Below are 21,376 nucleotides of genomic sequence, written 5' to 3'. Positions count from 1 at the left end.
CCCTTGGCGCTTCAATAACCGCCGCGGTTGGGACTGGCTAGCCTCAGCCCGCGAGGATCGTTTCGATCGCGTCGTTGACCTGATCGATCGGCGCCATGCCGTCGACATGGGTCACGATGCCGCGCGCTTCGTAGATCGGCAGGATCGGCGCGGTCTTGGCGCGATATTCGGCCATGCGCGTCCGCACCGTTTCTTCATTGTCGTCGGGACGGCGCTTGAAGTCGTGGCTGCCGCACACGTCGCAAACATTTTCCGCCTTGGGTTGTTTGTAACGATCATGGTAGCCGGCGCCGCATTTGGCGCAGCTGAAGCGGCCGGTGATCCGGTCGACGAGCGCGTCTTCCTCGACCTGCAACTCGATCACATGGTCCAGCTTGCGGCCGCGGTCCGACAGGATGGTGTCGAGCGCCTCGGCCTGTGCGGCGGTGCGCGGATAACCGTCGAAAATGACCGAAACATCGGCGCCCAGCTGATCGAGCCGTTCGCCGATCAAACCCGATACGATCGCGTCCGATACAAGCTCGCCCGCGTCCATCACCGCTTTTGCCTGAAGGCCGATCGGCGTGCCCGCCTTGACCGCCGCGCGCAGCATGTCTCCGGTCGACAGCTGGACCATGCCATGCTCGTCTTCGAGGCGGACCGCCTGCGTTCCCTTACCCGCGCCCGGCGGGCCCAGCAAAATGATGTTCAGCGTCATGGAAGCCCCTGTTGCCTCTGCCCTGTGACAGTTGCCGTAGCTTGGCGATTAGCGCCGCGCAACGCCGCCCTTCAATTTCGCCTTTTTGATCAGGTCGCCATATTGATGCGCGAGCATGTGGCTCTGGATCTGGCTGATCGTGTCGATCGTCACGTTGACGATAATCAGCAAGCTGGTGCCGCCGAGGTAGAAGGGCAGCCCCGACTGGGCGATGAAATATTCCGGCACAAGGCAGATGACAGCAAGATAGGCGGCGCCGATCACGGTGATGCGCGTCAGCACATGATCGAGATAGGCGGCGGTATTCTTGCCGGGACGGATGCCGGGAATGAAGCCGTTCTGTTTCTTGAGATTGTCGGCGGTTTCTTCGGGATTGAAGACCACGGCGACATAGAAGAAGCAGAAGAAAATGATGCCCGCCGCATAAAGCGCCATATAGAGCGGCTGGCCGTGGGCGAGATATTGGTTCAGCGTGATCAGGAAATCGCCACTCGCGGTATCGCCCTGGACATTCTGCCCCATCATCTGCGTGATCGTCAGCGGCATCAGCAGCAGCGACGACGCAAAGATCGGCGGAATAACGCCGGCGGTATTGACCTTGAGCGGCAAATGGCTGCGGTCGGCCTGCATCACCCCGCGCTGCGTCGCGCGCTTGGGATATTGAACGAGCACACGGCGCTGCGCGCGTTCCATGAAGCTGATGAAGGCGATGATGACGATCGCGCCGGCGATGACGGCGATGACCGTGCCGCCGCCCATCGAACCTTCGCGAACCTGCGTGAACATCTGCGCGAAACTGCGCGGCAGCTGGGCGAGGATGCCCGCCATGATGATCAGCGACACGCCGTTGCCGATGCCGCGGCTGGTGATCTGTTCGCCGAGCCACATCAGGAACAATGTGCCGCCGACGATGCTGATCACCGCGCCGATGCGGAACATCATGCCGGGGTCGACAACCGCCGCAATGCCCTGGCTGGCACCGAGCGATTCAAGCCCGACGGCGATGAAATAGCCCTGGATCGCGGTCAGGAAGACCGTGCCATAGCGCGTATATTGGTTGAGCTTCTTGCGCCCGCTTTCGCCCTCTTTCTTGAGCGCGGCGAGGCTGGGCGACAGCGCGGCCGCCAGCTGCACGACGATCGACGCCGTGATATAGGGCATGACGCCGAGCGCTATGATGCTCATGCGCTCCAGGCTGCCGCCCGAAAATGTGTTGAAGATGTCGAGGACGCCGCCCGATGCCGCCTGGCTGTAGAGCGACGCCAGCGCAACGGGATCGACGCCCGGCAGCGGCACGAACGACAGGAAACGAAAAACGATCAGCGCACCGATCGTGAACCAGATGCGGTTCTTGAGTTCGGTCGCCTGGCCGAACTTTGAAAAGTTCAGGTTGGAAGCAAGCTGGTCGGCGCGAGAGGCCATGGGTGTTTTCCTCGGATATTCCGGACCGCGCCCCCCGCGACCCGGCGCCTATGTGCGTTCGGTGATCGCGAAGCGCAAGGGGAAAGGCCCTACTTAAGCGGCAGGCCGATGCCCACCGCCGCCTTCCTTGTCCGTTCGCATCGAGCGAAGTCGAGATAACTCTCGACCTTGATTGTCCCGAAAATTGTCTCGACGTCGCTCGACACGAACGGGAGCGTCTTGTCTTCGACAAGACAAAGGGCGGTTTCGTCTGGAAACCGCCCTTTGGCTGATTATTCGGCCTTTGCCTTGGCGGCGGCCTTGCGCTGGGCCTTCTTGCCTTCGCCCTCGGGCTTGGCTTCGGGCAGTTCGACCTTGCCGCCAGCCTTTTCCACCGCTTCGATCGCGCCCTTCGACGCACCGGCAACGGCGAAGCTGATCTTCGCGGTCAGCTCACCCTTGGCGAGGAGGCGCACGCCATCCTTGCCGCCGCGGGCAACGCCGGCGGCCTTGAGCGCCGCGTGATCGACAACCGCCTTGGCGTCGAGCTTCTTCTCGTCGATCAGCTTTTGCACCTGACCAAGGTTCACGATCGCGAAGTCCTTCGCGAAGATGTTGTTGAAGCCGCGCTTCGGAATACGCATGTGGAGCGGCATCTGGCCGCCCTCGAAGCCGTTGATCGCGACGCCGCTGCGGGCCTTCTGGCCCTTCTGGCCGCGGCCGGCGGTCTTGCCCTTGCCCGAACCGATGCCGCGTCCGACGCGCATACGGCCCTTGCGGGCGCCATTATTGTCACGAAGTTCGTTGAGTTTGATAGTCATTGCACTCGCTTTCGCTTTGATCGCGCTGATAGATATGGGTCTTGTCGCGAGGGGCTTAACCCTCGACGACTTCGACCATGTGCGGAAGCTTGCGGATCATGCCGCGCACTTCGGGGGTGTCGACCAGTTCGACCTCGCGATGCATCTTGCCCAGGCCGAGGCCGGTCAGGATCGCACGCTGGCTCTTGGGACGACGGATCGGCGAGCCGATCTGGCGGATCTTGATCTTCTTGTCGGCCATGGTCTTACTCCGTCACCGCCGCGGCTTCCGCCTCGGCTGCGCGGTCGGACGAACCGCCACGCTTGATCAGGTCCGAAACCTTCTTGCCGCGACGCTGCGCAACCGATTTCGGGCTGGTCTGTTCGCCAAGTGCTTCAAAGGTCGCACGGATCATGTTGTAGGGGTTCGAGGTGCCGACCGACTTGGTCACCACATCGGCAACGCCCAGCGATTCAAACACGGCGCGCATCGGGCCGCCGGCGATGATGCCGGTCCCGGCGGGCGCCGAACGCAGCGTCACATTGCCGGCGCCGAAATGGCCGCGGCCATCATGGTGCAGCGTGCGGCCGTCGCGCAGCGGAACGCGAATCATCGCCTTCTTTGCGGCAGCGGTCGCCTTCGAGATAGCTTCGGGCACTTCGCGCGCCTTGCCATGCCCGAAACCGGCGCGACCCTTGCCGTCGCCAACGACGACGAGGGCAGCGAAACCGAAGCGCTTGCCGCCCTTCACGGTCTTCGAGACGCGGTTGATGTGGACGAGCTTTTCGATCAGCTCTTCGCCGCCATCTTCGTCGCGCGGGCGACGATCGTCGCGGCGGCCACGGCCACCATCACGACTGCCCCGGCCACCGTCACGGCCGCCGCCACGGCCGCGGCGCGGAGCCTGGCCTTCGGTGGGGGCTGCTTCGGGAGCGCCTTCGACGTTCTGTACTTCGTCTGCCATAATCAGAACTCCAATCCGCCTTCGCGAGCCGCGTCGGCCAGCGCCTTGATGCGCCCGTGGAACAGGAAGCCGCCGCGGTCGAACACGACCTGCGTCACGCCCGCCTTCTTGGCGGCAGCGGCGAGGCGCTTGCCAACGTCGGCAGCCGCCGCGGTGGTCGCGCCAGTCTTGCCGCGGACATCCTTGTCGAGCGTCGAGGCCGAAGCCAGCGTCGCGCCGGCAGCATCATCGATGAGCTGCGCATAGATGTGACGGCCCGAACGATGCACCGAAAGGCGCGGACGCCCGGCAGCGCGCTGACGGAGCGCGGTACGAACGCGCTGGCGACGTTTTTGGAAAGGGGTAAGATGTGCCATGGCTTACTTCTTCTTGCCTTCTTTGCGGAAGATGTACTCGCCGCGATATTTGATGCCCTTGCCCTTATAGGGTTCGGGCTTACGCCAACGGCGGATTTCCGCCGCGACCTGGCCGACCTTCTGCTTGTCGATGCCGCTGATCTCGATCGTCGTGTTGTCCGGCGTCTTGATCTCGATGCCTTCGGGCACCGCGAAATCGACATCATGGCTGTAGCCGAGCTGCAGCTTCAGATTCTTGCCCTGCGCGTTGGCACGATAGCCGACACCGGTGATTTCGAGGACCTTGGTGAAGCCTTCGGTCACACCCGTGATCAGGTTCTGCACCAGCGTGCGCTGCATGCCCCAGAAAGCGCGAGCTTCGCGGGTTGCATTCGCGGGCTGGACCGAGATGCTGCCTTCGGCGACTTCATATTTGATGTTGTCGGAAAGCGGAATCGCGAGCGTGCCTTTCGGGCCCTTGACCGACAGCTGGCCGCCGTCGATCGCGGCGGTGACGCCGCTGGGGATCGAAACTGCCTTTTTACCAATGCGCGACATCAGAACACCTCCGCCAGCACTTCGCCGCCGACATTATGTTCGCGAGCTTCGGCATCCGACAGGACGCCGCGCGGGGTCGACACGATGGTGATACCCAGGCCATTGCGAATGATCGGCAGTTCCTTGGAACCCGAATAAACGCGGCGGCCGGGCTTTGAAACGCGCGCCACATGGCGGATCGCCGGCTGCCCTTCAAAATATTTCAGCTCGATGCGGATGCCCTTGTGCTGGCCCTTGGCACCCAGCGCTTCTTCGCTGTAGCCGCGGATATAGCCTTCGCGCTGGAGAACATCGAGAACGCGGACACGCAGCGTCGAAGCCGGCGTCAGGACGCTGTCCTTCTTCGCCGTCTGGCCGTTGCGGATGCGGGTGAGCATATCACCCAGGGGATCGGTCATTGCCATCTTGTCAGTCCCTTACCAGCTCGACTTCACAACACCGGGGATCAGGCCCTTGTTAGCCAGATCGCGGAGCTGGATACGGCAAAGCCGGAATTTGCGATAATAGGCGCGCGGGCGGCCCGTGAGCTCGCACCGGTTGCGGATGCGGGTCGGGTTACCGTTGCGCGGGATTTCCGCCATCTTGAGGCGCGCGATCAGACGCTCGCTCTCGTCGAGCGACGTGTCCGCCGCAATCGCCTTCAGCTTCGCGTAACGGCCGGCATATTTCTTCACCAGCTGCTTGCGACGCTCGTTCTTGTTCATCGAACTCAGTTTCGCCATGACTTAAGTTCTCTTTCCTTCTTGAAAGAGCCTGCCTGGTCCCAAAGGGATCAGGCGGCTTCCTTTTCCTGCGCTTCGATCGGGAAGGGGAAGCCGAACAGCTTGAGCAGTTCGCGGGCTTCTTCGTCCGTACGGGCGGTGGTGGTGACGATCACGTCCATGCCGCGCACCTGGTCGATGCGGTCATAGTTGATCTCGGGGAAGATGATCTGCTCTTTCAGGCCCATGGCATAGTTGCCACGGCCGTCGAAGCTGGTCGCCGACACGCCGCGAAAATCGCGGATGCGCGGCATTGCGATCGTGATCAGGCGGTCGAGAAATTCATACATGCGTTCGCGGCGCAGGGTGACCTTGCAGCCGATCGGCATGCCTTCGCGCAGCTTGAACTGTGCGATCGACTTCTTCGCCTTGGTCACGACAGGCTTCTGGCCGGCGATGAGTTCCATCTCGGCAGCGGCCGATTCGACCTTCTTCTTGTCCTGCGTGGCTTCGCCGACGCCCATGTTGAGCACGATCTTTTCGATCTTCGGCACTTCCATCGCATTTTTGTAACCGAATTTCTCGGTCATCGCCTTGACGATCACATCGTCGTAGCGCTTGCGCATGCGCGGGGTATAATTATCAGCCATTGATCGTCTCCCCGGACTTCACGGCCACGCGGACCTTCTTGCCGTCCTTGGTTTCAAAACGAACGCGCGTCGGCTTGCCGGTCTTGGGATCGGCGAGCGCAACCTTGCTTGCGAACAGCGGCGCTTCCTTGCGTTCCAGGCCACCCTGCGGGTTGGTCTGGCTCGGCTTGCGGTGGCGCGTGATGACATTGACGCCCGCGACGACGACCTTGCCGTCTTTCGGCAGGCTCTGCGTCACTTCGCCGGTCTTGCCCTTGTCCTTGCCGGACAGGATGACAACCGTGTCGCCCTTCTTGATCTTGTTCGCCATGGTCAGAGCACCTCCGGCGCCAGGCTGATGATCTTCATATAGCCACGGCCGCGCAGTTCGCGGACCACGGGGCCAAAGATACGGGTGCCGATGGGCTCTTCATTCTTGTTGACGAGCACGGCGGCGTTGCTGTCGAAACGGATCACCGAGCCATCGGCACGGCGCACGTCCTTGGCGGTGCGGACGATGACGGCGCGATGCACGTCGCCCTTCTTCACCTTGCCGCGCGGCTGGGCTTCCTTGATCGACACGACGATCACGTCGCCGACGCCGGCAGTGCGGCGCTTCGACCCGCCCAGCACCTTGATGCACTGGACGCGCTTGGCACCGCTGTTGTCAGCGACTTCCAATTGTGACTGCATCTGGATCATCGATGCATTTCCTTCTTGTTTGGCCTACCGGGCAACCCCGGCGGTTCCGTGAAAATCAGCTCAGGCGTCAGCAGCCGTCTTGGGCTTGCTGTGGGTGTCGACCTTGTCGAGCACCTTCCACGTCTTCAGCTTCGAAATCGGCTTCGTTTCCTCGATACGGACGGTCTCGCCAGCCTTGATGGCGTTGTCCTCATCGTGGGCGTGATATTTTTTCGAGCGGCGGATGATCTTGCCGTACAGAGGGTGCTTCACCTTCCGTTCGACCTTCACCACGACGGTCTTGTCGCCCTTGTCGGACACCACCGTACCGGTCAGAATGCGCTTCGGCATCGATAGTCTCCTTACTTCGCGGCCGAGCGCGTACGCTCGGTCTGCTGCGTCTTGATGCGCGCGATCGAACGACGCACTTCCTTGACGCGTGAGGCCTTTTCAAGCTGGCCGGTGGCCGCCTGGAAGCGGAGGTTGAATGCCTCGCGCTTCAATTCGCCAAGCTGTTCGGCGAGCTGGTCGTCGGTCTTGGCCTTGAAATCTTCGGTCTTGGACATGTCCTTAACCCTCCAGGTGCGAGGTGTCGCCGAGTCGGGCAATCACCTTCGTCTTGATCGGCAGCTTCATCGCAGCGCGCTCGAACGCCAGCGCGGCCACAGGGCCGGGAACGCCGTCGAGTTCAAACAGGATGCGGCCCGGCTTCACGCGCGCAGCCCAGAATTCCGGCGAACCCTTGCCCTTACCCATACGGACTTCGGCAGGCTTCGACGACACGGGAACGTCGGGGAAAATGCGAATCCACAAACGGCCCTGGCGCTTGATGGCGCGGCTGATCGCGCGGCGGGCCGCTTCGATCTGGCGTGCGGTGATCCGCTCGGGTTCCATCGCCTTCAGCCCGTAGGAGCCGAAGTTCAGGCTGGTGCCGCCCTTGGCATTGCCATGGATGCGACCCTTGAAGGCCTTGCGGAACTTGGTTTTTTTCGGTTGCAGCATGTCAGCAGTCCTTAGCGGCGATCTTCACGAGCCGGACGGACACCGGTCGTCTGTGCGTCGAGCATCAGACGGTCGGTTGCCATCGGGTCGTGACCAAGGATCTCGCCCTTGAAGATCCAGACCTTGATCCCGCACACGCCATAAGCGGTGTGGGCCTCGGCCTCGGCATAATCGACATTGGCGCGCAGCGTGTGCAGCGGCACCCGGCCTTCGCGATACCATTCGGTGCGCGCGATTTCCGCGCCGCCGAGACGGCCGGCGCAGTTGATGCGAATGCCCTCGGCGCCCAGACGCATCGCCGACTGAACGGCGCGCTTCATGGCACGGCGGAACGCCACGCGGCGTTCGAGCTGGTCGGCAATGCCCTGGCCGACGAGCTTGGCGTCGACTTCGGGCTTGCGGATTTCGACGATGTTCAGCGACACGTCGCTGCCCGTCATCGCGCCGAGCTGCTTGCGCAGCTTTTCGATGTCCGCGCCCTTCTTGCCGATGATGACGCCCGGACGGGCGGCATAGATCGACACGCGGCACAGCTTTGCCGGACGCTCGATCACGACCTTCGAGATCGCGGCCTGCGGCAGGTGCTTGAACACAAACTTGCGGATCTTGAGATCCTCGACAAGCATGCGGCCATAGTCCTGGCCTTCGGCGAACCAGCGGCTGTCCCAGGTGCGGTTGACCTGCAGGCGCAGGCCGATCGGATTGCTCTTCTGGCCCATCTTACGCCTCTTCTTCCTGTTCGCGCACGACAATGCGGATGCGGCTGAACGGCTTGACGATCCGGGTCGACTTGCCGCGGCCACGTGCGTGCCAACGCTTCATCGAGATCGACTTGCCCACGCTCGCTTCCTTGATGACGAGCGCATCAACGTCGAGGTTGTGGTTGTTTTCCGCGTTGGCGACGGCGCTGGCGAGAACCTTGCGCACGTCGACAGCCATCGCCTTCTTCGAGAAGGTGAGGATGTTCATCGCGTCTTCGACCTTGCGGCCGCGGATCAGCGCGGCAACGAGGTTCAGCTTCTGCGCCGAGCCGCGAATCTGCGTGCCGACCGAAAGCGCCTCATTATCCGCAACGCGGCGGGGGGACTTTTCCTTGCCCATTAGCGTTTGCCCTTCTTGTCAGCCGCGTGGCCGGGGAAAAAGCGCGTCGGCGCAAATTCACCCAGCTTCATGCCGACCATGTCTTCATTGACCGACACCGGCACGAACTTGCGGCCGTTGTAGACGTTGAAGGTCAGCCCCACGAACTGCGGCAGGATGGTGGACCGGCGCGACCAGGTCTTGATCGGGGCAGAGCTGCCGCCGTCCTGGGCCGTTTCGGCTTTCTTGAGCAGATGGAGGTCCACGAACGGACCCTTCCAGACCGAGCGAGCCATGGCTTACCTCTTCTTCTTCGCGTGACGCGACCGGATGATCATCTTGTCGGTCGACTTGTTGTGGCGCGTACGCGCACCCTTCGTCGGCTTGCCCCACGGGGTAACCGGGTGACGGCCGCCCGAGGTGCGGCCTTCGCCGCCGCCATGCGGGTGATCGACCGGGTTCTTTGCGACACCGCGCGTCAGCGGACGCTTGCCGAGCCAGCGGTTGCGGCCGGCCTTGCCGAGGTTGGTGTTCTGGTTGTCGGGGTTCGACACCGCGCCCACCGTGCCCATGCATTCGCCGCGGATGTAACGCTGTTCGCCCGAACCGAGACGCACGATGACGAGACCGCGGTCACGACCGACGACCTGTGCATACGTGCCTGCCGAACGGGCGATCTGGCCGCCCTTGCCCGGCTTCATCTCGATATTGTGGACGATCGTGCCGACCGGCATCTGCGACAATTCCATCGCATTGCCCGGCTTCACGTCGGTCTTCTTGCCCGCGACGACCGTGTCGCCAACGGCCAGGCGCTGCGGCGCGAGGATATAGGCGAGTTCACCGTCTTCATATTTGACGAGCGCGATGAAAGCGGTGCGGTTCGGGTCATATTCCAGACGCTCGACAACAGCCGGCATGTCCCACTTGCGACGCTTGAAGTCGATGAAGCGGTACTTCTGCTTGTGGCCGCCGGCGATGCCGCGCGAGGTCACATGACCCTTGTTGTTGCGGCCACCCGTTTTGCGCTTGCCTTCGGTCAGCCCCTTGACGGGCTTGCCCTTCCACAGCGACGATTTGTCGACGAGGATCAGGCCGCGCTGCGCGGGGCTGGTCGGATTATAGGATTTAAGTGCCATTTTCTCTGCCTTTCCCTACAATCAGACGCCGGTGGTGACGTCGATCGACTGGCCTTCGGCCAGACGAACGATCGCCTTCTTCACGTCGCTGCGGGTGTAGGGCTTGCCCTTCCAGCGCTTGGTCTTGCCCTTGGTGACGAGCGTGTTCACGCCGATCACCTTGACATCGAACAGCGCCTCGACGGCGGCCTTGATGGCGGGCTTGGTCGCATCGTTCGCGACCTTGAACACCACCGCGTTATTTTCGCTCAGCAGCGTCGACTTTTCGGTGATCACCGGAGCGAGGATCACGTCATAGTGACGCGCGTCGATCGTCTTTGCCTTAGCCATTGCAGCGTGCCTCCAGCTTTTCGACCGCCGCGCGGGTCAGGACCAGCGTGTCGGCACGGATGATGTCATAGACATTGGCACCGATCGCCGGCAGCGCGTCGACACCGATCAGGTTGGCCGATGCCATTGCGAAGCTTTCGTGCACCGCGTCACCGTCGATGAAGAGGGCGCGATTGCCGAGTTCGAGCTTGCCGAGCTTGCCGGCCAGCGCCTTGGTCTTCGCATCCTTGATCTCGAGCGTGTCGAGAACGACGAGCTTGCCGCCCTTCGCCTTGTCGCTGAGCGCCATCTTCAGGCCGAGGGTGCGGATCTTCTTGTTCAGCGAGTGGCCGAAGGTGCGGGCACGGGGACCGTGCGCCTTGCCGCCGCCGATGAAGATCGGTGCCTTGCGATCGCCGTGACGCGCCGTACCGCCGCCCTTCTGACGACCGAATTTCTTGCCGGTGCGCGACACATCGCTGCGTTCGCGGGCGGCACGAGCCGGACCACGACGCTTTTCGAGCTGCCATGCAACGACGCGATGCAGGATGTCGGCGCGGGCGTCGACGCCGAACACATCGTCATTCAGATCGATGTCGGTGCCGGCCTTGCCGTCGAGGGTCTGAACCTTGACCTTCATGATCAGGACTCCTGTGCGCCGTCGGTGGCCGCGGTGTCGACGACGGTTTCTTCAACCGGCGTTTCGACCGGCGCGTCAACCGGGGCATCGTTGGTATTGGCCGCGCTCTTGACGCCCGCCGGATAGGGGGCCTCCGGATGACGCGGCAGCTTCACCGCATCGCGGACGAGCAGCCAGCCGCCCTTCGAGCCAGGGACCGAACCCTTGACGAAGAGAAGGCCACGCTCGACGTCGGTGCGGACGATTTCGAGATTCTGCTGGGTGCGGTTGCGCGCGCCCATGTGACCGGCCATCTTCTTGTTCTTGAAGACGCGGCCCGGGTCCTGGCGGTTACCCGTCGAACCATGCGCACGGTGGCTGATCGAAACACCGTGGGTCGCGCGCATACCGCCGAAACCCCAACGCTTCATCGCACCGGCAAAGCCCTTACCCTGGGTCACGCCCTGGATATCGACGATCTGGCCGGCAACGAAATGATCGGCCGACAATTCGGCGCCGACGTCGAGCGTCGCGTCGTCAGCGACGCGGAATTCGACGAGCTTCGCCTTCGGCTCGACTTCGGCCTTGCCATAGGCACCGCGCTGCGGCTTGGCGACATTCTTCGCCTTGGCCGATCCGGCACCGAGTTGAACGGCCACATAGCCGTCACGTTCTTTATCGCGCACAGAGACGACCTGGCAGCCTTCGAGGCTCAGGACGGTGACGGGCACATGGCGGCCGTCGTCCTGAAACAGGCGGGTCATCCCCATTTTCTTCGCGATCACGCCAGTACGCATGATCATACTCCTCAACAGAGGCCGGGCGGACCATTCCGCACGGCGTGTGGGAAGCCATCGAACGAACGCCCGACGGCTACCCTCCCAGCCCAAAATTTCGATGCATCGCCCCGTCCGGGCCAAGGTGCCGCCTTCCGAAAGGAGAGCGGCGAGACGGGGGACGCAGCCCGGTCGTATATGCCTTCCGAAGAAAGCGACCGGCGGTATCCACCCTATCGTCGGTCCGGATCGCTCCGGACAATGCAGGCACCAAAGTGTCTGCCGATAGAGACCCCGGCCTTCGCCGGGGCGTCGCTGGCCTTAAGCCAGCTTGATTTCAACGTTCACGCCCGCGGCGAGGTCGAGCTTCATCAGCGCGTCGACCGTCTGCGGGGTGGGCTGCACGATGTCGAGCAGCCGCTTGTGGGTGCGCACCTCGAACTGCTCGCGCGACTTTTTGTCGACATGCGGGCCGCGGTTCACGGTGAATTTTTCAATGCGCGTCGGAAGCGGGATCGGACCACGAATGAGTGCGCCCGTACGACGTGCCGTATCGGCGATGTCGGTGGTGGCCTGATCGAGCACGCGGTGATCAAAGGCCTTCAGGCGGATGCGAATATTCTGCGTTTCCATGACTATTCCAGTCGAATCCCGTCTAACGATGCGAAAGAGCCGAAATGGCCTGCTCCGACTTCCGCAGGGAAGCCGGATCGGCCATCAAAATTCTTTAAGCTACGAGCCGCGCGAATCGGTCCGAATCGCGCGGCTCGCGGCCCTATATTACTTTGTGACCGTCGCCACAACCCCTGCGCCGACCGTGCGGCCACCTTCGCGAATTGCGAAGCGCAGACCCGGGTCCATGGCGATCGGAGCGATCAGCTTGACCGACAGCTGGACGTTGTCGCCCGGCATGACCATTTCGGTGCCCTCGGGGAGGATGACCTCGCCGGTGACGTCGGTGGTGCGGAAGTAGAACTGCGGACGATAGTTAGCGAAGAACGGCGTGTGACGGCCGCCTTCATCCTTCGACAGGACATACACTTCCGACGTGAACTCGGTGTGCGGCGTGATCGAGCCGGGCTTCGCCAGAACCTGGCCGCGCTCGACTTCTTCACGGCCGACGCCGCGGATCAGCGCACCGACGTTGTCGCCAGCCTGGCCCTGGTCGAGCAGCTTGCGGAACATTTCGACGCCGGTCACGACGGTCTTCTTGGTGTCCTTGATGCCGACGATTTCGACTTCTTCACCAACCTTGACGACGCCCGTTTCGATACGGCCGGTCACGACGGTGCCGCGGCCCGAGATCGAGAACACGTCTTCGATCGGCATCAGGAAGGGCTTGTCGAGCGGACGTTCCGGCTGCGGAATCCATTCGTCGACGGCCGCCATCAGCTTCAGGATCGCGTCCTTGCCGATGTTGTCGTCGCGGCTTTCGAGCGCGGCGAGCGCCGAACCGGCGATGATCGGAATATTGTCGCCGTCGAAGTCGCGCTTCGAGAGTTCTTCGCGGATTTCGAGCTCAACGAGTTCGAGCAGCTCGGGATCGTCGAGCTGGTCGACCTTGTTGAGGAAAACGACCATGGTCGGAACGCCGACCTGCTTGGCGAGCAGGATGTGCTCCTTCGTCTGCGGCATCGGGCCGTCAGCGGCCGACACGACGAGGATCGCGCCGTCCATCTGGGCGGCGCCGGTGATCATGTTCTTCACATAGTCGGCGTGGCCCGGGCAGTCGACGTGCGCATAGTGGCGGCCGTCGGTTTCATATTCGACGTGAGCGGTCGAAATGGTGATGCCGCGCTCGCGCTCTTCGGGAGCCTTGTCGATGTTCGCGAAGTCGACGGCGGCGTTACCGGCGACGTTTTCGGCGAGCACCTTGGTGATCGCTGCGGTCAGCGAGGTCTTGCCATGGTCGACGTGACCGATGGTGCCGATGTTGCAGTGCGGCTTCGTCCGCTCAAATTTAGCCTTGGCCATGATGGTATAACCTTCTTGTTCAATGTTTGCGTTGATCAGTCCTGGACGAGCCTGCTGAATCAGGCGCCGCCCTTAGAGGGTCTTGCCGCGCGGTGCAAGCCCGCGCGGCTTCAACCCTATCAGGCCATCTTGGCCTTCACTTCTTCGGCGACGTTGGTCGGCACTTCTTCATAATGCGAGAATTGCATCGAATAGCTGGCACGACCCTGGCTGAAGCTGCGCAGCTGGTTGACGTAACCGAACATGTTCGCCAGCGGCACGATCGCCTCGACGACCTGGGCGATACCGCGGCTGTCGGTGCCCTGGATCTGCCCGCGACGGCTGTTGAGGTCGCCGATCACGTCACCCATGAACTCCTCAGGGGTCACGACTTCGACCTTCATCACCGGCTCCAGCAGCTTGATGCCGGCTTTCGCCGCCACTTCGCGCATGGCAGCACGGCCCGCGATTTCAAACGCCAGCGCCGACGAGTCGACGTCGTGGTAGGCGCCGTCGGTCAGCTTGATTTCAAAGTCGATGATCGGGAAGCCGATCATGTGACCGTTTTCGGCCGACTCGCGCATGCCCTTTTCGACCGACGGGATATATTCGCGCGGAATGTTGCCGCCCTTGATCTCGTCGATGAAAGTGATGCCCGCGCCGCGTTCGCCGGGAGCGACGCTGACCTTGACGCGGCCGAACTGGCCCGAGCCGCCCGACTGCTTCTTGTGGGTATAGTCGACATCGACGGCCTTCGCGAGCGATTCGCGGTACGCCACCTGCGGCGCACCGACATTCGCCTCGACCTTGAACTCGCGCTTCATGCGATCGACGAGGATGTCGAGGTGAAGCTCGCCCATGCCCTTGATGATCGTCTGGCCCGATTCATGGTCGGTCGACACGCGGAACGAGGGGTCCTCGGCGGCCAGGCGGTTGAGCGCGATGCCCATGCGTTCCTGGTCGGCCTTGGTCTTCGGTTCCACCGACAATTCGATCACCGGCTCGGGGAATTCCATCCGCTCGAGAATGATCGGCGCGTTGGTCGCGCAGAGCGTGTCCCCGGTGGTGGTTTCCTTGAGGCCGGCAAGCGCGACGATGTCGCCCGCATAGGCTTCTTCGATGTCTTCGCGGCTGTTCGCATGCATCAGCAGCATACGGCCAACCTTTTCCTTCTTGTCCTTCACCGAGTTCAAATAGGTGCCCTTGTTCAGGGTCCCCGAATAGATGCGGGCGAAGGTGAGCGAACCGACGAACGGATCGTTCATGATCTTGAAGGCGAGCAGCGACAGCGGCGCGGCGTCCGACGTCTCACGCGAATCGGGCTGGTCGTTCGACGGGTTGATGCCCTGGACGTCAGGAATGTCGAGCGGCGAAGGCAGATAGTCGACAACCGCGTCGAGCAGCGTCTGCACGCCCTTGTTCTTGAACGCCGAGCCGCAGAGGACCGGAACGAACGCCTGTGCCAGCGTGCCCTTGCGGATCAGCTTCTTGAGCTGGGCGACGTCGGGGACGGTGCCTTCGAGATAGGCTTCCATCGCATCGTCGTCCTGTTCGACGGCGAGTTCGACGAGCTTTTCGCGATATTCGGCCGCCTTGTCGGCGAGGTCGGCGGGGATGTCTTCATAGAAGAACTCGGCGCCGAGGCTTTCGTCCTTCCAGATGATCGCACGCTCGTTGACCAGGTCGACAAGACCCTTGAAGTCGCCTTCGGCACCGATCGGCAGATACAGCACGGCGGGCGTCGCACCGAGGCGATCGATGATCGTCTGGACGCAATAATAGAAATCGGCGCCGGTGCGGTCGAGCTTGTTGATGAAGCACATCCGCGGCACGCGATATTTGTCGGCCTGGCGCCACACGGTTTCCGACTGCGGCTCAACGCCGGCAACGCCATCAAATGCGGTGATCGCGCCGTCGAGCACGCGCAAGCTGCGTTCGACTTCGATGGTGAAGTCGACGTGGCCGGGGGTGTCGATGATGTTCAGGCGATGCTCGGGGCCCTGGCCTTCCTCGGCCTTCCACAAGCAGGTGGTCGCCGCCGACGTGATCGTGATGCCGCGTTCCTGCTCCTGCTCCATCCAGTCCATCGTCGCGGCGCCGTCGTGGACTTCGCCGATCTTGTAGGACTTGCCGGTGTAGTAAAGGATACGCTCGGTCGTCGTGGTCTTGCCGGCGTCGATGTGCGCCATGATCCCAAAGTTGCGATAATGTTCGAGCGGATGGCTGCGTGCCATGGTCTTTTCCTTGGATTTGGGGGGAGGCCTTTGGAGCCTCCCCCGATATAGGAACGATTGTTACGATTGCGAGACGCGGTTGCGTCCCGCGCGCACTTACCAGCGGTAGTGGCTGAAGGCGCGGTTGGCTTCGGCCATGCGATGCGTGTCTTCGCGCTTTTTCACGGCATTGCCACGGTTGTTCGACGCGTCGAGCAGTTCGCCCGACAGGCGCGCGGCCATCGTGGTTTCGCTGCGGTTGCGCGCCGCGGTGATCAGCCAGCGGATCGCCAGCGCCTGCGCACGGTCCGGACGGACTTCGACCGGAACCTGGTAGGTCGCACCGCCGACGCGGCGGCTGCGGACTTCGATGTTCGGGCGGATGTTCGCCAGTGCTTCGTGGAACACGCCGAGCGGTTCCTTCTTGGCACGGGCTTCGACCGACTCCAGAGCACCGTAAACGATGCTTTCGGCGACCGACTTTTTCCCGTCCAGCATGACGCTGTTCATGAATTTCGACAGCACCGTATCACCGAAACGGGGATCGGGCAGGATTTCGCGGCGTTCAGGACGACGACGACGAGCCATGGGTAATTCCTTTTACAACAGCATCCGGGCGCGCGGGCGCTCTCGGATGATCAAATACCGAAAAAGCGGTCCTTACTTCGGACGCTTCGCGCCATATTTTGAACGGCTCTGCTTGCGGTCCTTCACACCCTGCGTATCGAGCACGCCGCGCAGGACGTGGTAACGCACACCGGGAAGATCGCGGACACGACCGCCGCGGATCAGCACGACGCTGTGTTCCTGGAGGTTGTGGCCTTCGCCGGGGATGTAGGTGATGACTTCGCGCTGGTTGGTCAGGCGGACCTTCGCAACCTTGCGGAGCGCCGAGTTCGGCTTTTTCGGGGTCGTCGTATAGACACGGGTGCAAACGCCGCGCTTTTGCGGGTTTGCGTCCATCGCCGGGACCTTGGACTTCACCTTCTGGGGAGTCCGGCCCTTGCGGACCAGCTGGTTGATCGTGGGCATGAATGCTTCACCTTAAAATGTCCGCCCATCAAAGCGAACGGTTACTGTACTGCGGTGGACGAAGCTCCGGCCGCTGATCCGCCAAAAATGGCGAAAAACGGCCGACCTGATAACAGCAAAAGACCCCGGCAGACCCACAAGATCTTCCGGAGGCTCCATCCGCGCCAGCAATGTTCAAGCGCTGTTGTAACCGAAAGAGGCAGCAAACCGCCCTTTTCGGTCGAGCGCGCCCCTAAACCCGATTCCCCCAATGGTCAAGGGCAGGCGCCCAGAACGGGGCAATATTGTTGCGCTGCTCGGCGCGGGCTATCGGTCGCGCATGTCCGCTGTTCGCCACGCCAGCTTCGCGCCGCATGTCGCACCCGACACGCGATTGCTCCTTCTCGGCAGCCTGCCCGGCGCCCGCTCGCTCGCCGAACAGCAATATTACGCGCATCCGACAAACCAGTTCTGGCGCCTGCTCGGCGAGGTAATCGGACAGCCGCTCGCGGCGCTGCCCTATGACGACCGGCTGGCGGCGCTGCGCGCAGCGCGCGTCGGCCTGTGGGACGTGATCCGCACCGCCGAGCGGCACACAAGCAGCGATTCGCTGATCCGCGAGATCGAAGCGCACGACCTGCCGGCGCTGGTCGCGACGCTGCCCGATTTGCGCATGATCGCGTTCAACGGCGGCAAGGCCGCAGCGATCGGGCGGAGACAGCTTTCGGCCCAGCCCGATGGCATAACCCTCGTCGACCTGCCGTCGAGTAGCGCCGCCAACACGCTCGGCTTTGCGGCGAAGCTGGAGCGGTGGTTGCGGTTGCGTATGGCGCTGGCGAAATAATCCATCGTCATTGCGAGCGGAGCGAAGCAATCCAGGGCGGTTTACGCACATTCTGGATTGCCGCGTCGCTTCGTTCCTCGCAATGACGATGGAAGGAGTCAATCGACCACTTCCCCCCGTGCCATCACGAAATCGACCTTTTTCAGCACGCGCACATCGGCGAGCGGATCGCTCGCGACCGCGATGATGTCGGCGCTCTTGCCCGGCGCGATGCTGCCGATCTGGTCCGACAGGCCGAGCAGGTCGGCGGCGTTTACCGTCGCGGCCTTCAGCGCCTCGACCGGGGTCATGCCATGCTGGACCATCAGTTCAAACTCGTCGCCGTTGCGGCCGTGCTTCGACACGCCGGCATCGGTGCCAAAGGCGATCTTCACCCCGCGCGGGACAAGTTGTTGCAAGCTTTTGCCCGTGATCTCGATCCGCCATTTGATCTTCGCGAGCACGTCGGGTTCATAGGCGTTGGCATTGGCGGCCAAGCGTTCCTTATACCCGTTCACGGTCGATAGCGTCGGCACATAATAGGTTTTCGACTTCGCCCATTGCGCGATCGTCGCTTCGTCGAGGATCGTGCCATGTTCGATCGAATCGGCGCCCGCGGTCAGCGCGAGGCGGATGCCGTCGGCGCCATGCGCATGGACCGCGACCTTCTTGCCGAACAGATGCGCGGTATCGACGATCGCCTGCGCCTCGTCGTCGAACATCTGCTTGCCGAGCCCGGCGCCGATGCGGCTGTTGACCCCGCCCGTCGAGGCGAATTTGATGACGTCGGCACCGCGCCCGATCTGGAGCCGCACCGCGCGGCGGCAATCGTCGGCGCCGTTGCAGGTGTTGCCCGCGCCCGCGAAGAAGGGGCGCAGTTCGTCACGATAGCCGAGCGAGCCGTCCATATGCCCCCCGCTGCCCGAAATGCTGGCGCCCGCATCGACGATGCGCGGACCCTGCACCTTGCCCGCAAGGATCGCGTCGCGCAGCGCCAGCGTCGCGCCGTCCCCGTCGCCAAGGTTGCGGACGGTGGTGAAGCCCGCGCGCAGCGTCTTCATCCCGTTGACTTCGGCGTTGAACGCCTGCGCCGCGGGGCTCAGCGTCACCTCTTCAAGCTGCCCGGCGATGCCGCCGGCGTCGCTCGTCAGATGGACATGGCTGTCGATCAGGCCGGGCAGGACATATTTGTCCTTGAGGTCGATCAGTGTCGCGTCGGCACCGGCCGACTGATGGCCGTCGACGATCGAGACGATCCGGCCATCTTCGACCAGGATCGTCGATGCACCGCGCGCGGGCTTGCCCGGTTCGGCAAGCACATGCCCCGCGTGGATGACGGTGCGCGCGGGCGCCTGTGCGAAAAGAGGTGTGGCGAGCGCCGCGCCGACGAGCGCGAACGGAAGGCAATGGATCGGCTTCATCTTGCATCCCCTGTTTTGACTGGAGGGGGTTAAAGCCGATCAGAAGCCCATCGTAAAGCGGAGCGCCGCGCCCCGGTCGTCACGCATCGCAGCGATATGGCCGGGATCGCGGCGCCACCATGTGTTCGCGACCAGATCGCCGCCGAAGAGCGCCAGCGCATAGCTCGCCTCGACCACCAGCTCGCGGCCGGTGGGGGCCAGATTATAGGTGCGGCGTCCAAAATCGGTGCGGCCGGTCGCATAATCATGCGCGACGGGCAGCGTCAGGTCGATGCCGCCGCGCGCGACGCGCAGCGGCTGGGCGAAGCGGAGCGCGGCGCGATCGCCCGGCCGGACAAGATTCGCCTTGGCGACGTCAAAGGAGAAGGCGGTGGACCAGAGCGCGCCGCCCGCGATCAGTCCGCGTTGATCGGGGCGCGTCCACATCTGGCGCCAGGCCGCGACAAACTGCCACCCCGCCTGCGTTTCGAGCGCGGCGCTGGCATCGCCAACCAGGCTGGTTGCTCCGCCCGCGCCGAACATGGGGCCGAATCGCGCGCCGAGAAGGCTGTCCGATTCGCGCAGCCAGCTGCCGCCGAGCGCCGCACGGACCGGACCGAAACGGCCATCCCAGGCGGCGCCGAAACGCTGGTAGCGGCTGTCACGGCCGGATCGATAGCGGAACAAAGGATCGTCCTGCCATTGCGAACCTGACACGAAGCCACTTTCCGCAAATATATTAACATATTGATTATAAATGATATTATGCCGTATCATCGTGCCGACACCCGGCCGGGATGCGAATCCCAGCCCTTCATGCGCGCCGTCGCCGATCAGCATCGCCTGCCCGCTGTCGCCGCGTTCGCCCGCGAGCAGACCGCTGGTGCCGCGCCCCGCAGCAAAGCCGATGCGCGTCCGCGCGTCGAGACGGGTGACGACCGAGGCGGCGAGCGTGCGGGCGCGCTGCGCATCGTGATAGGACAGGCCGGCAAGCGCATCGGTGCCGCCGACGCCCGGCGCGGTGACGAGCGACAGCGCGGTCGCACGGCTTGCCGCGCTCTGCTGGCGGACGAGGCCGCCAATCGCGCCCGACAGCTTGAAGTCGGGTCGGCGCCGCCCGAGCGCCTGTCCGAAATCGACGTTGAAGGCGCGCCCGAAACCATCGGTAACCAGCCCCGTCGCGCCGCCCCCGCCAGCATCGCCCATCGGGCCGCCCAGCATTCCGAGCGGTGCATTGAGCGCCACCGCGGTCGATGTACCGGCCAGTGCGGTCGCACCCATCGGTTGAAAGGCGCGCGCGATATCGAGCACGCCCTGGCCGTACACCGCATCGTCGCCCGCCGCGCCTGCATCGCGCGCCGATTGATAAAGCAACTGCACGATCTGCTGGCTCGACAGGTTGGGAAAGGCCTGCGCGATCAACGCGACCGCGCCCGCCACCTGCGGCGCGGCAAAGCTGGTCCCGTTGAGCACGAACACAAAATTGCCGTCGGTCTTGATCGCGCCATTTTCATAGGCACAGCACACGCCTTCGCCGAGCGCCGCCAGATAGGAAGCGGCATAGGCGCCGGCCCGGTTGCTGAACGACGAATTGGTGCCATTTTCATCGACCGATCCGGCAATGATGACGAGCCCGCCGCCCGCATCGCGAAGCCCGCGCGCGAACAAGTCGGGGTTGTCCGGGTCATTGCCATTCGCCGTGGTGTCGCCGTCATTCCCCGCCGAGATGACGACGATGATTCCTGCCGCGGTGGCGCGCGATACCGCGGCGCGCAGCGTTGCGCCGGGCGGGTCTTCGCCGCCGAGCGAGATGTTGACGACCCGCGCCCCGGCGCTGACCGCGCGGTCGAGCCCCGCCGCAATCGCGGTCTCGGGGAAGCGGCAGCCGCTTTCGTCATTCGTTGGGTCTTCGGTCGCGCAGCTGCCGGGCCGGTCGGCGCGCAGCACGAGCAAGTTCGCGTCGAACGCTATGCCAAAGGTTCCGGCGTCATTCTTTCCGCCGAGCAGCACCTGCGCGACATTGGTCCCGTGGGTGCCTTCGCCATTGATCCCGCGCGATCCCGCGAGGTCGGCCGACTGGGTCGAAATACGGCCAGCGAATTCGGGACTATCGGCGTCGATGCCGTCGTCGATGACCCCGGCCAATATTCCCTGCCCGGTCGCGCCGGCCTGATAGGCGGTGATCGCGCCATGAAAATTGACCCCGTCGGACCGCCGCGTTTCGGCGGTGTTGAAATTGCCGGTCGGCGGCGGCGTCGGGGTGGGTGTCGGGACAGGGGTCGGGGTG

At 63.4% G+C, this 21,376-nt stretch carries 30 protein-coding genes; 1 reads left to right on the top strand and 29 read right to left on the bottom strand.

Going from position 1 to position 21,376, the window contains the following annotated elements:
- Nucleotides 1–43: 43 nt before the first annotated feature.
- The 27 genes from A3E77_RS10820 to rpsL form a co-directional block, all read right to left on the bottom strand.
- Nucleotides 44–697, bottom strand: coding sequence for an adenylate kinase (locus tag A3E77_RS10820; protein WP_293645757.1), 654 nt, complete (start codon nucleotides 695–697; stop codon nucleotides 44–46).
- Between the two features lie 48 nt (nucleotides 698–745).
- Entirely contained in the window at nucleotides 746–2,119 is a 1,374-nt protein-coding gene (gene secY, locus A3E77_RS10815) for a preprotein translocase subunit SecY (protein WP_293645755.1), read from the bottom strand.
- 272 nt (nucleotides 2,120–2,391) lie between these two features.
- On the bottom strand, nucleotides 2,392–2,919 hold the full coding sequence (rplO, locus tag A3E77_RS10810; protein ID WP_293645753.1) for a 50S ribosomal protein L15: 528 nt from the start codon (nucleotides 2,917–2,919) through the stop codon (nucleotides 2,392–2,394).
- A 55-nt stretch (nucleotides 2,920–2,974) separates the two neighbouring features.
- Nucleotides 2,975–3,160 carry a 50S ribosomal protein L30 gene (rpmD, locus tag A3E77_RS10805; RefSeq protein WP_037515666.1) on the bottom strand — a complete coding sequence of 62 codons (186 nt, stop codon included), beginning with the start codon at nucleotides 3,158–3,160 and terminating at the stop codon, nucleotides 2,975–2,977.
- Nucleotides 3,161–3,164: 4 nt separating this feature from the next.
- A complete protein-coding gene (gene rpsE, locus A3E77_RS10800) occupies nucleotides 3,165–3,863 on the bottom strand; it encodes a 30S ribosomal protein S5 (protein ID WP_293645751.1) in 699 nt (232 codons plus the stop codon).
- A gap of 2 nt (nucleotides 3,864–3,865) precedes the next feature.
- Nucleotides 3,866–4,219: a 50S ribosomal protein L18 gene (gene rplR, locus A3E77_RS10795; protein WP_293645749.1), complete on the bottom strand. Its 354-nt coding sequence runs from the start codon at nucleotides 4,217–4,219 to the stop codon at nucleotides 3,866–3,868.
- Between the two features lie 3 nt (nucleotides 4,220–4,222).
- Entirely contained in the window at nucleotides 4,223–4,756 is a 534-nt protein-coding gene (gene rplF / locus A3E77_RS10790; RefSeq protein WP_293645747.1) for a 50S ribosomal protein L6, read from the bottom strand.
- A complete protein-coding gene (gene rpsH, locus A3E77_RS10785; protein WP_037515661.1) occupies nucleotides 4,756–5,160 on the bottom strand; it encodes a 30S ribosomal protein S8 in 405 nt (134 codons plus the stop codon). Before rpsH ends, rplF begins: the two co-directional genes overlap by 1 nt.
- 12 nt (nucleotides 5,161–5,172) lie before the next feature.
- Nucleotides 5,173–5,478: a 30S ribosomal protein S14 gene (rpsN, locus tag A3E77_RS10780; RefSeq protein ID WP_293645745.1), complete on the bottom strand. Its 306-nt coding sequence runs from the start codon at nucleotides 5,476–5,478 to the stop codon at nucleotides 5,173–5,175.
- Between the two features lie 50 nt (nucleotides 5,479–5,528).
- Complete coding sequence (gene rplE, locus A3E77_RS10775; RefSeq protein ID WP_293645743.1) at nucleotides 5,529–6,107, bottom strand: 50S ribosomal protein L5; 579 nt, start codon at nucleotides 6,105–6,107, stop codon at nucleotides 5,529–5,531.
- Nucleotides 6,100–6,417 carry a 50S ribosomal protein L24 gene (gene rplX, locus A3E77_RS10770; RefSeq protein ID WP_037556376.1) on the bottom strand — a complete coding sequence of 106 codons (318 nt, stop codon included), beginning with the start codon at nucleotides 6,415–6,417 and terminating at the stop codon, nucleotides 6,100–6,102. Before rplX ends, rplE begins: the two co-directional genes overlap by 8 nt.
- Before the next feature lie 2 nt (nucleotides 6,418–6,419).
- On the bottom strand, nucleotides 6,420–6,788 hold the full coding sequence (rplN, locus tag A3E77_RS10765) for a 50S ribosomal protein L14 (protein WP_011543078.1): 369 nt from the start codon (nucleotides 6,786–6,788) through the stop codon (nucleotides 6,420–6,422).
- 60 nt (nucleotides 6,789–6,848) lie between these two features.
- Nucleotides 6,849–7,118 (bottom strand): 30S ribosomal protein S17, encoded by a 270-nt coding sequence (rpsQ, locus tag A3E77_RS10760; protein WP_039578283.1) that lies wholly within the window; start codon nucleotides 7,116–7,118, stop codon nucleotides 6,849–6,851.
- An 11-nt stretch (nucleotides 7,119–7,129) separates the two neighbouring features.
- Nucleotides 7,130–7,333, bottom strand: coding sequence for a 50S ribosomal protein L29 (gene rpmC, locus A3E77_RS10755; RefSeq protein ID WP_039578281.1), 204 nt, complete (start codon nucleotides 7,331–7,333; stop codon nucleotides 7,130–7,132).
- Nucleotides 7,334–7,337: 4 nt separating this feature from the next.
- A complete protein-coding gene (rplP, locus tag A3E77_RS10750) occupies nucleotides 7,338–7,769 on the bottom strand; it encodes a 50S ribosomal protein L16 (protein ID WP_037515653.1) in 432 nt (143 codons plus the stop codon).
- Between the two features lie 11 nt (nucleotides 7,770–7,780).
- Nucleotides 7,781–8,488: a 30S ribosomal protein S3 gene (rpsC, locus tag A3E77_RS10745; RefSeq protein ID WP_054589691.1), complete on the bottom strand. Its 708-nt coding sequence runs from the start codon at nucleotides 8,486–8,488 to the stop codon at nucleotides 7,781–7,783.
- A 1-nt stretch (nucleotide 8,489) separates the two neighbouring features.
- Nucleotides 8,490–8,870, bottom strand: coding sequence for a 50S ribosomal protein L22 (rplV, locus tag A3E77_RS10740; RefSeq protein ID WP_037515650.1), 381 nt, complete (start codon nucleotides 8,868–8,870; stop codon nucleotides 8,490–8,492).
- On the bottom strand, nucleotides 8,870–9,145 hold the full coding sequence (gene rpsS / locus A3E77_RS10735) for a 30S ribosomal protein S19 (protein WP_037556370.1): 276 nt from the start codon (nucleotides 9,143–9,145) through the stop codon (nucleotides 8,870–8,872). Before rpsS ends, rplV begins: the two co-directional genes overlap by 1 nt.
- A gap of 3 nt (nucleotides 9,146–9,148) precedes the next feature.
- On the bottom strand, nucleotides 9,149–9,985 hold the full coding sequence (rplB, locus tag A3E77_RS10730) for a 50S ribosomal protein L2 (RefSeq protein WP_293645741.1): 837 nt from the start codon (nucleotides 9,983–9,985) through the stop codon (nucleotides 9,149–9,151).
- Between the two features lie 21 nt (nucleotides 9,986–10,006).
- Nucleotides 10,007–10,315 carry a 50S ribosomal protein L23 gene (locus A3E77_RS10725; RefSeq protein ID WP_242772916.1) on the bottom strand — a complete coding sequence of 103 codons (309 nt, stop codon included), beginning with the start codon at nucleotides 10,313–10,315 and terminating at the stop codon, nucleotides 10,007–10,009.
- Nucleotides 10,308–10,934, bottom strand: a complete 627-nt coding sequence (rplD, locus tag A3E77_RS10720; protein WP_293645739.1) for a 50S ribosomal protein L4 — start codon at nucleotides 10,932–10,934, stop codon at nucleotides 10,308–10,310. The genes A3E77_RS10725 and rplD overlap by 8 nt, the downstream gene beginning before the upstream one ends.
- Before the next feature lie 2 nt (nucleotides 10,935–10,936).
- A complete protein-coding gene (rplC, locus tag A3E77_RS10715; RefSeq protein ID WP_293645737.1) occupies nucleotides 10,937–11,710 on the bottom strand; it encodes a 50S ribosomal protein L3 in 774 nt (257 codons plus the stop codon).
- Between the two features lie 300 nt (nucleotides 11,711–12,010).
- A complete protein-coding gene (gene rpsJ / locus A3E77_RS10710; protein WP_003042199.1) occupies nucleotides 12,011–12,322 on the bottom strand; it encodes a 30S ribosomal protein S10 in 312 nt (103 codons plus the stop codon).
- A gap of 147 nt (nucleotides 12,323–12,469) precedes the next feature.
- Nucleotides 12,470–13,663: an elongation factor Tu gene (gene tuf, locus A3E77_RS10705; protein WP_293645735.1), complete on the bottom strand. Its 1,194-nt coding sequence runs from the start codon at nucleotides 13,661–13,663 to the stop codon at nucleotides 12,470–12,472.
- 119 nt (nucleotides 13,664–13,782) lie between these two features.
- Nucleotides 13,783–15,876, bottom strand: a complete 2,094-nt coding sequence (fusA, locus tag A3E77_RS10700) for an elongation factor G (RefSeq protein ID WP_293645733.1) — start codon at nucleotides 15,874–15,876, stop codon at nucleotides 13,783–13,785.
- A 96-nt stretch (nucleotides 15,877–15,972) separates the two neighbouring features.
- The gene (gene rpsG, locus A3E77_RS10695) at nucleotides 15,973–16,443 is read right to left on the bottom strand and encodes a 30S ribosomal protein S7 (protein ID WP_058818022.1); all 471 of its coding nucleotides are present in this window, start codon (nucleotides 16,441–16,443) and stop codon (nucleotides 15,973–15,975) included.
- A gap of 72 nt (nucleotides 16,444–16,515) precedes the next feature.
- Nucleotides 16,516–16,887, bottom strand: coding sequence for a 30S ribosomal protein S12 (rpsL, locus tag A3E77_RS10690; protein ID WP_037515637.1), 372 nt, complete (start codon nucleotides 16,885–16,887; stop codon nucleotides 16,516–16,518).
- A 319-nt stretch (nucleotides 16,888–17,206) separates the two neighbouring features.
- Between rpsL and A3E77_RS10685 the strand changes: the two genes are divergently transcribed.
- Nucleotides 17,207–17,710, top strand: coding sequence for a DNA-deoxyinosine glycosylase (locus A3E77_RS10685; protein WP_293645731.1), 504 nt, complete (start codon nucleotides 17,207–17,209; stop codon nucleotides 17,708–17,710).
- Nucleotides 17,711–17,808: 98 nt separating this feature from the next.
- On the opposite strand, the gene A3E77_RS10680 is transcribed toward A3E77_RS10685, so the two are convergent.
- Both A3E77_RS10680 and A3E77_RS10675 read right to left on the bottom strand, forming a co-directional pair.
- Complete coding sequence (locus tag A3E77_RS10680; RefSeq protein ID WP_293645729.1) at nucleotides 17,809–19,110, bottom strand: metal-dependent hydrolase family protein; 1,302 nt, start codon at nucleotides 19,108–19,110, stop codon at nucleotides 17,809–17,811.
- Nucleotides 19,111–19,149: 39 nt separating this feature from the next.
- Nucleotides 19,150–21,376: S8 family peptidase (locus A3E77_RS10675; protein ID WP_293645727.1), on the bottom strand; the 2,227-nt coding region annotated here is incomplete at its 5' end.

Origin of the sequence: Sphingopyxis sp. RIFCSPHIGHO2_12_FULL_65_19, from assembly GCF_001830555.1 — a bacterium.
GTDB lineage: Bacteria > Pseudomonadota > Alphaproteobacteria > Sphingomonadales > Sphingomonadaceae > Sphingopyxis.
This window is presented reverse-complemented; position numbering and strand designations above follow the sequence as displayed.

What these genes read in the sequence shown, in the direction of transcription:
- A3E77_RS10820 (WP_293645757.1), bottom strand. Translation starts at nt 697, where the DNA reads ATGACGCTGAACATCATTTTGCTGGGCCCGCCGGGCGCGGGTAAGGGA.
- secY (WP_293645755.1), bottom strand. Translation starts at nt 2,119, where the DNA reads ATGGCCTCTCGCGCCGACCAGCTTGCTTCCAACCTGAACTTTTCAAAG.
- rplO (WP_293645753.1), bottom strand. Translation starts at nt 2,919, where the DNA reads ATGACTATCAAACTCAACGAACTTCGTGACAATAATGGCGCCCGCAAG.
- rpmD (WP_037515666.1), bottom strand. Translation starts at nt 3,160, where the DNA reads ATGGCCGACAAGAAGATCAAGATCCGCCAGATCGGCTCGCCGATCCGT.
- rpsE (WP_293645751.1), bottom strand. Translation starts at nt 3,863, where the DNA reads ATGGCAGACGAAGTACAGAACGTCGAAGGCGCTCCCGAAGCAGCCCCC.
- rplR (WP_293645749.1), bottom strand. Translation starts at nt 4,219, where the DNA reads ATGGCACATCTTACCCCTTTCCAAAAACGTCGCCAGCGCGTTCGTACC.
- rplF (WP_293645747.1), bottom strand. Translation starts at nt 4,756, where the DNA reads ATGTCGCGCATTGGTAAAAAGGCAGTTTCGATCCCCAGCGGCGTCACC.
- rpsH (WP_037515661.1), bottom strand. Translation starts at nt 5,160, where the DNA reads ATGGCAATGACCGATCCCCTGGGTGATATGCTCACCCGCATCCGCAAC.
- rpsN (WP_293645745.1), bottom strand. Translation starts at nt 5,478, where the DNA reads ATGGCGAAACTGAGTTCGATGAACAAGAACGAGCGTCGCAAGCAGCTG.
- rplE (WP_293645743.1), bottom strand. Translation starts at nt 6,107, where the DNA reads ATGGCTGATAATTATACCCCGCGCATGCGCAAGCGCTACGACGATGTG.
- rplX (WP_037556376.1), bottom strand. Translation starts at nt 6,417, where the DNA reads ATGGCGAACAAGATCAAGAAGGGCGACACGGTTGTCATCCTGTCCGGC.
- rplN (WP_011543078.1), bottom strand. Translation starts at nt 6,788, where the DNA reads ATGATCCAGATGCAGTCACAATTGGAAGTCGCTGACAACAGCGGTGCC.
- rpsQ (WP_039578283.1), bottom strand. Translation starts at nt 7,118, where the DNA reads ATGCCGAAGCGCATTCTGACCGGTACGGTGGTGTCCGACAAGGGCGAC.
- rpmC (WP_039578281.1), bottom strand. Translation starts at nt 7,333, where the DNA reads ATGTCCAAGACCGAAGATTTCAAGGCCAAGACCGACGACCAGCTCGCC.
- rplP (WP_037515653.1), bottom strand. Translation starts at nt 7,769, where the DNA reads ATGCTGCAACCGAAAAAAACCAAGTTCCGCAAGGCCTTCAAGGGTCGC.
- rpsC (WP_054589691.1), bottom strand. Translation starts at nt 8,488, where the DNA reads ATGGGCCAGAAGAGCAATCCGATCGGCCTGCGCCTGCAGGTCAACCGC.
- rplV (WP_037515650.1), bottom strand. Translation starts at nt 8,870, where the DNA reads ATGGGCAAGGAAAAGTCCCCCCGCCGCGTTGCGGATAATGAGGCGCTT.
- rpsS (WP_037556370.1), bottom strand. Translation starts at nt 9,145, where the DNA reads ATGGCTCGCTCGGTCTGGAAGGGTCCGTTCGTGGACCTCCATCTGCTC.
- rplB (WP_293645741.1), bottom strand. Translation starts at nt 9,985, where the DNA reads ATGGCACTTAAATCCTATAATCCGACCAGCCCCGCGCAGCGCGGCCTG.
- A3E77_RS10725 (WP_242772916.1), bottom strand. Translation starts at nt 10,315, where the DNA reads ATGGCTAAGGCAAAGACGATCGACGCGCGTCACTATGACGTGATCCTC.
- rplD (WP_293645739.1), bottom strand. Translation starts at nt 10,934, where the DNA reads ATGAAGGTCAAGGTTCAGACCCTCGACGGCAAGGCCGGCACCGACATC.
- rplC (WP_293645737.1), bottom strand. Translation starts at nt 11,710, where the DNA reads ATGCGTACTGGCGTGATCGCGAAGAAAATGGGGATGACCCGCCTGTTT.
- rpsJ (WP_003042199.1), bottom strand. Translation starts at nt 12,322, where the DNA reads ATGGAAACGCAGAATATTCGCATCCGCCTGAAGGCCTTTGATCACCGC.
- tuf (WP_293645735.1), bottom strand. Translation starts at nt 13,663, where the DNA reads ATGGCCAAGGCTAAATTTGAGCGGACGAAGCCGCACTGCAACATCGGC.
- fusA (WP_293645733.1), bottom strand. Translation starts at nt 15,876, where the DNA reads ATGGCACGCAGCCATCCGCTCGAACATTATCGCAACTTTGGGATCATG.
- rpsG (WP_058818022.1), bottom strand. Translation starts at nt 16,443, where the DNA reads ATGGCTCGTCGTCGTCGTCCTGAACGCCGCGAAATCCTGCCCGATCCC.
- rpsL (WP_037515637.1), bottom strand. Translation starts at nt 16,887, where the DNA reads ATGCCCACGATCAACCAGCTGGTCCGCAAGGGCCGGACTCCCCAGAAG.
- A3E77_RS10685 (WP_293645731.1), top strand. Translation starts at nt 17,207, where the DNA reads ATGTCCGCTGTTCGCCACGCCAGCTTCGCGCCGCATGTCGCACCCGAC.
- A3E77_RS10680 (WP_293645729.1), bottom strand. Translation starts at nt 19,110, where the DNA reads ATGAAGCCGATCCATTGCCTTCCGTTCGCGCTCGTCGGCGCGGCGCTC.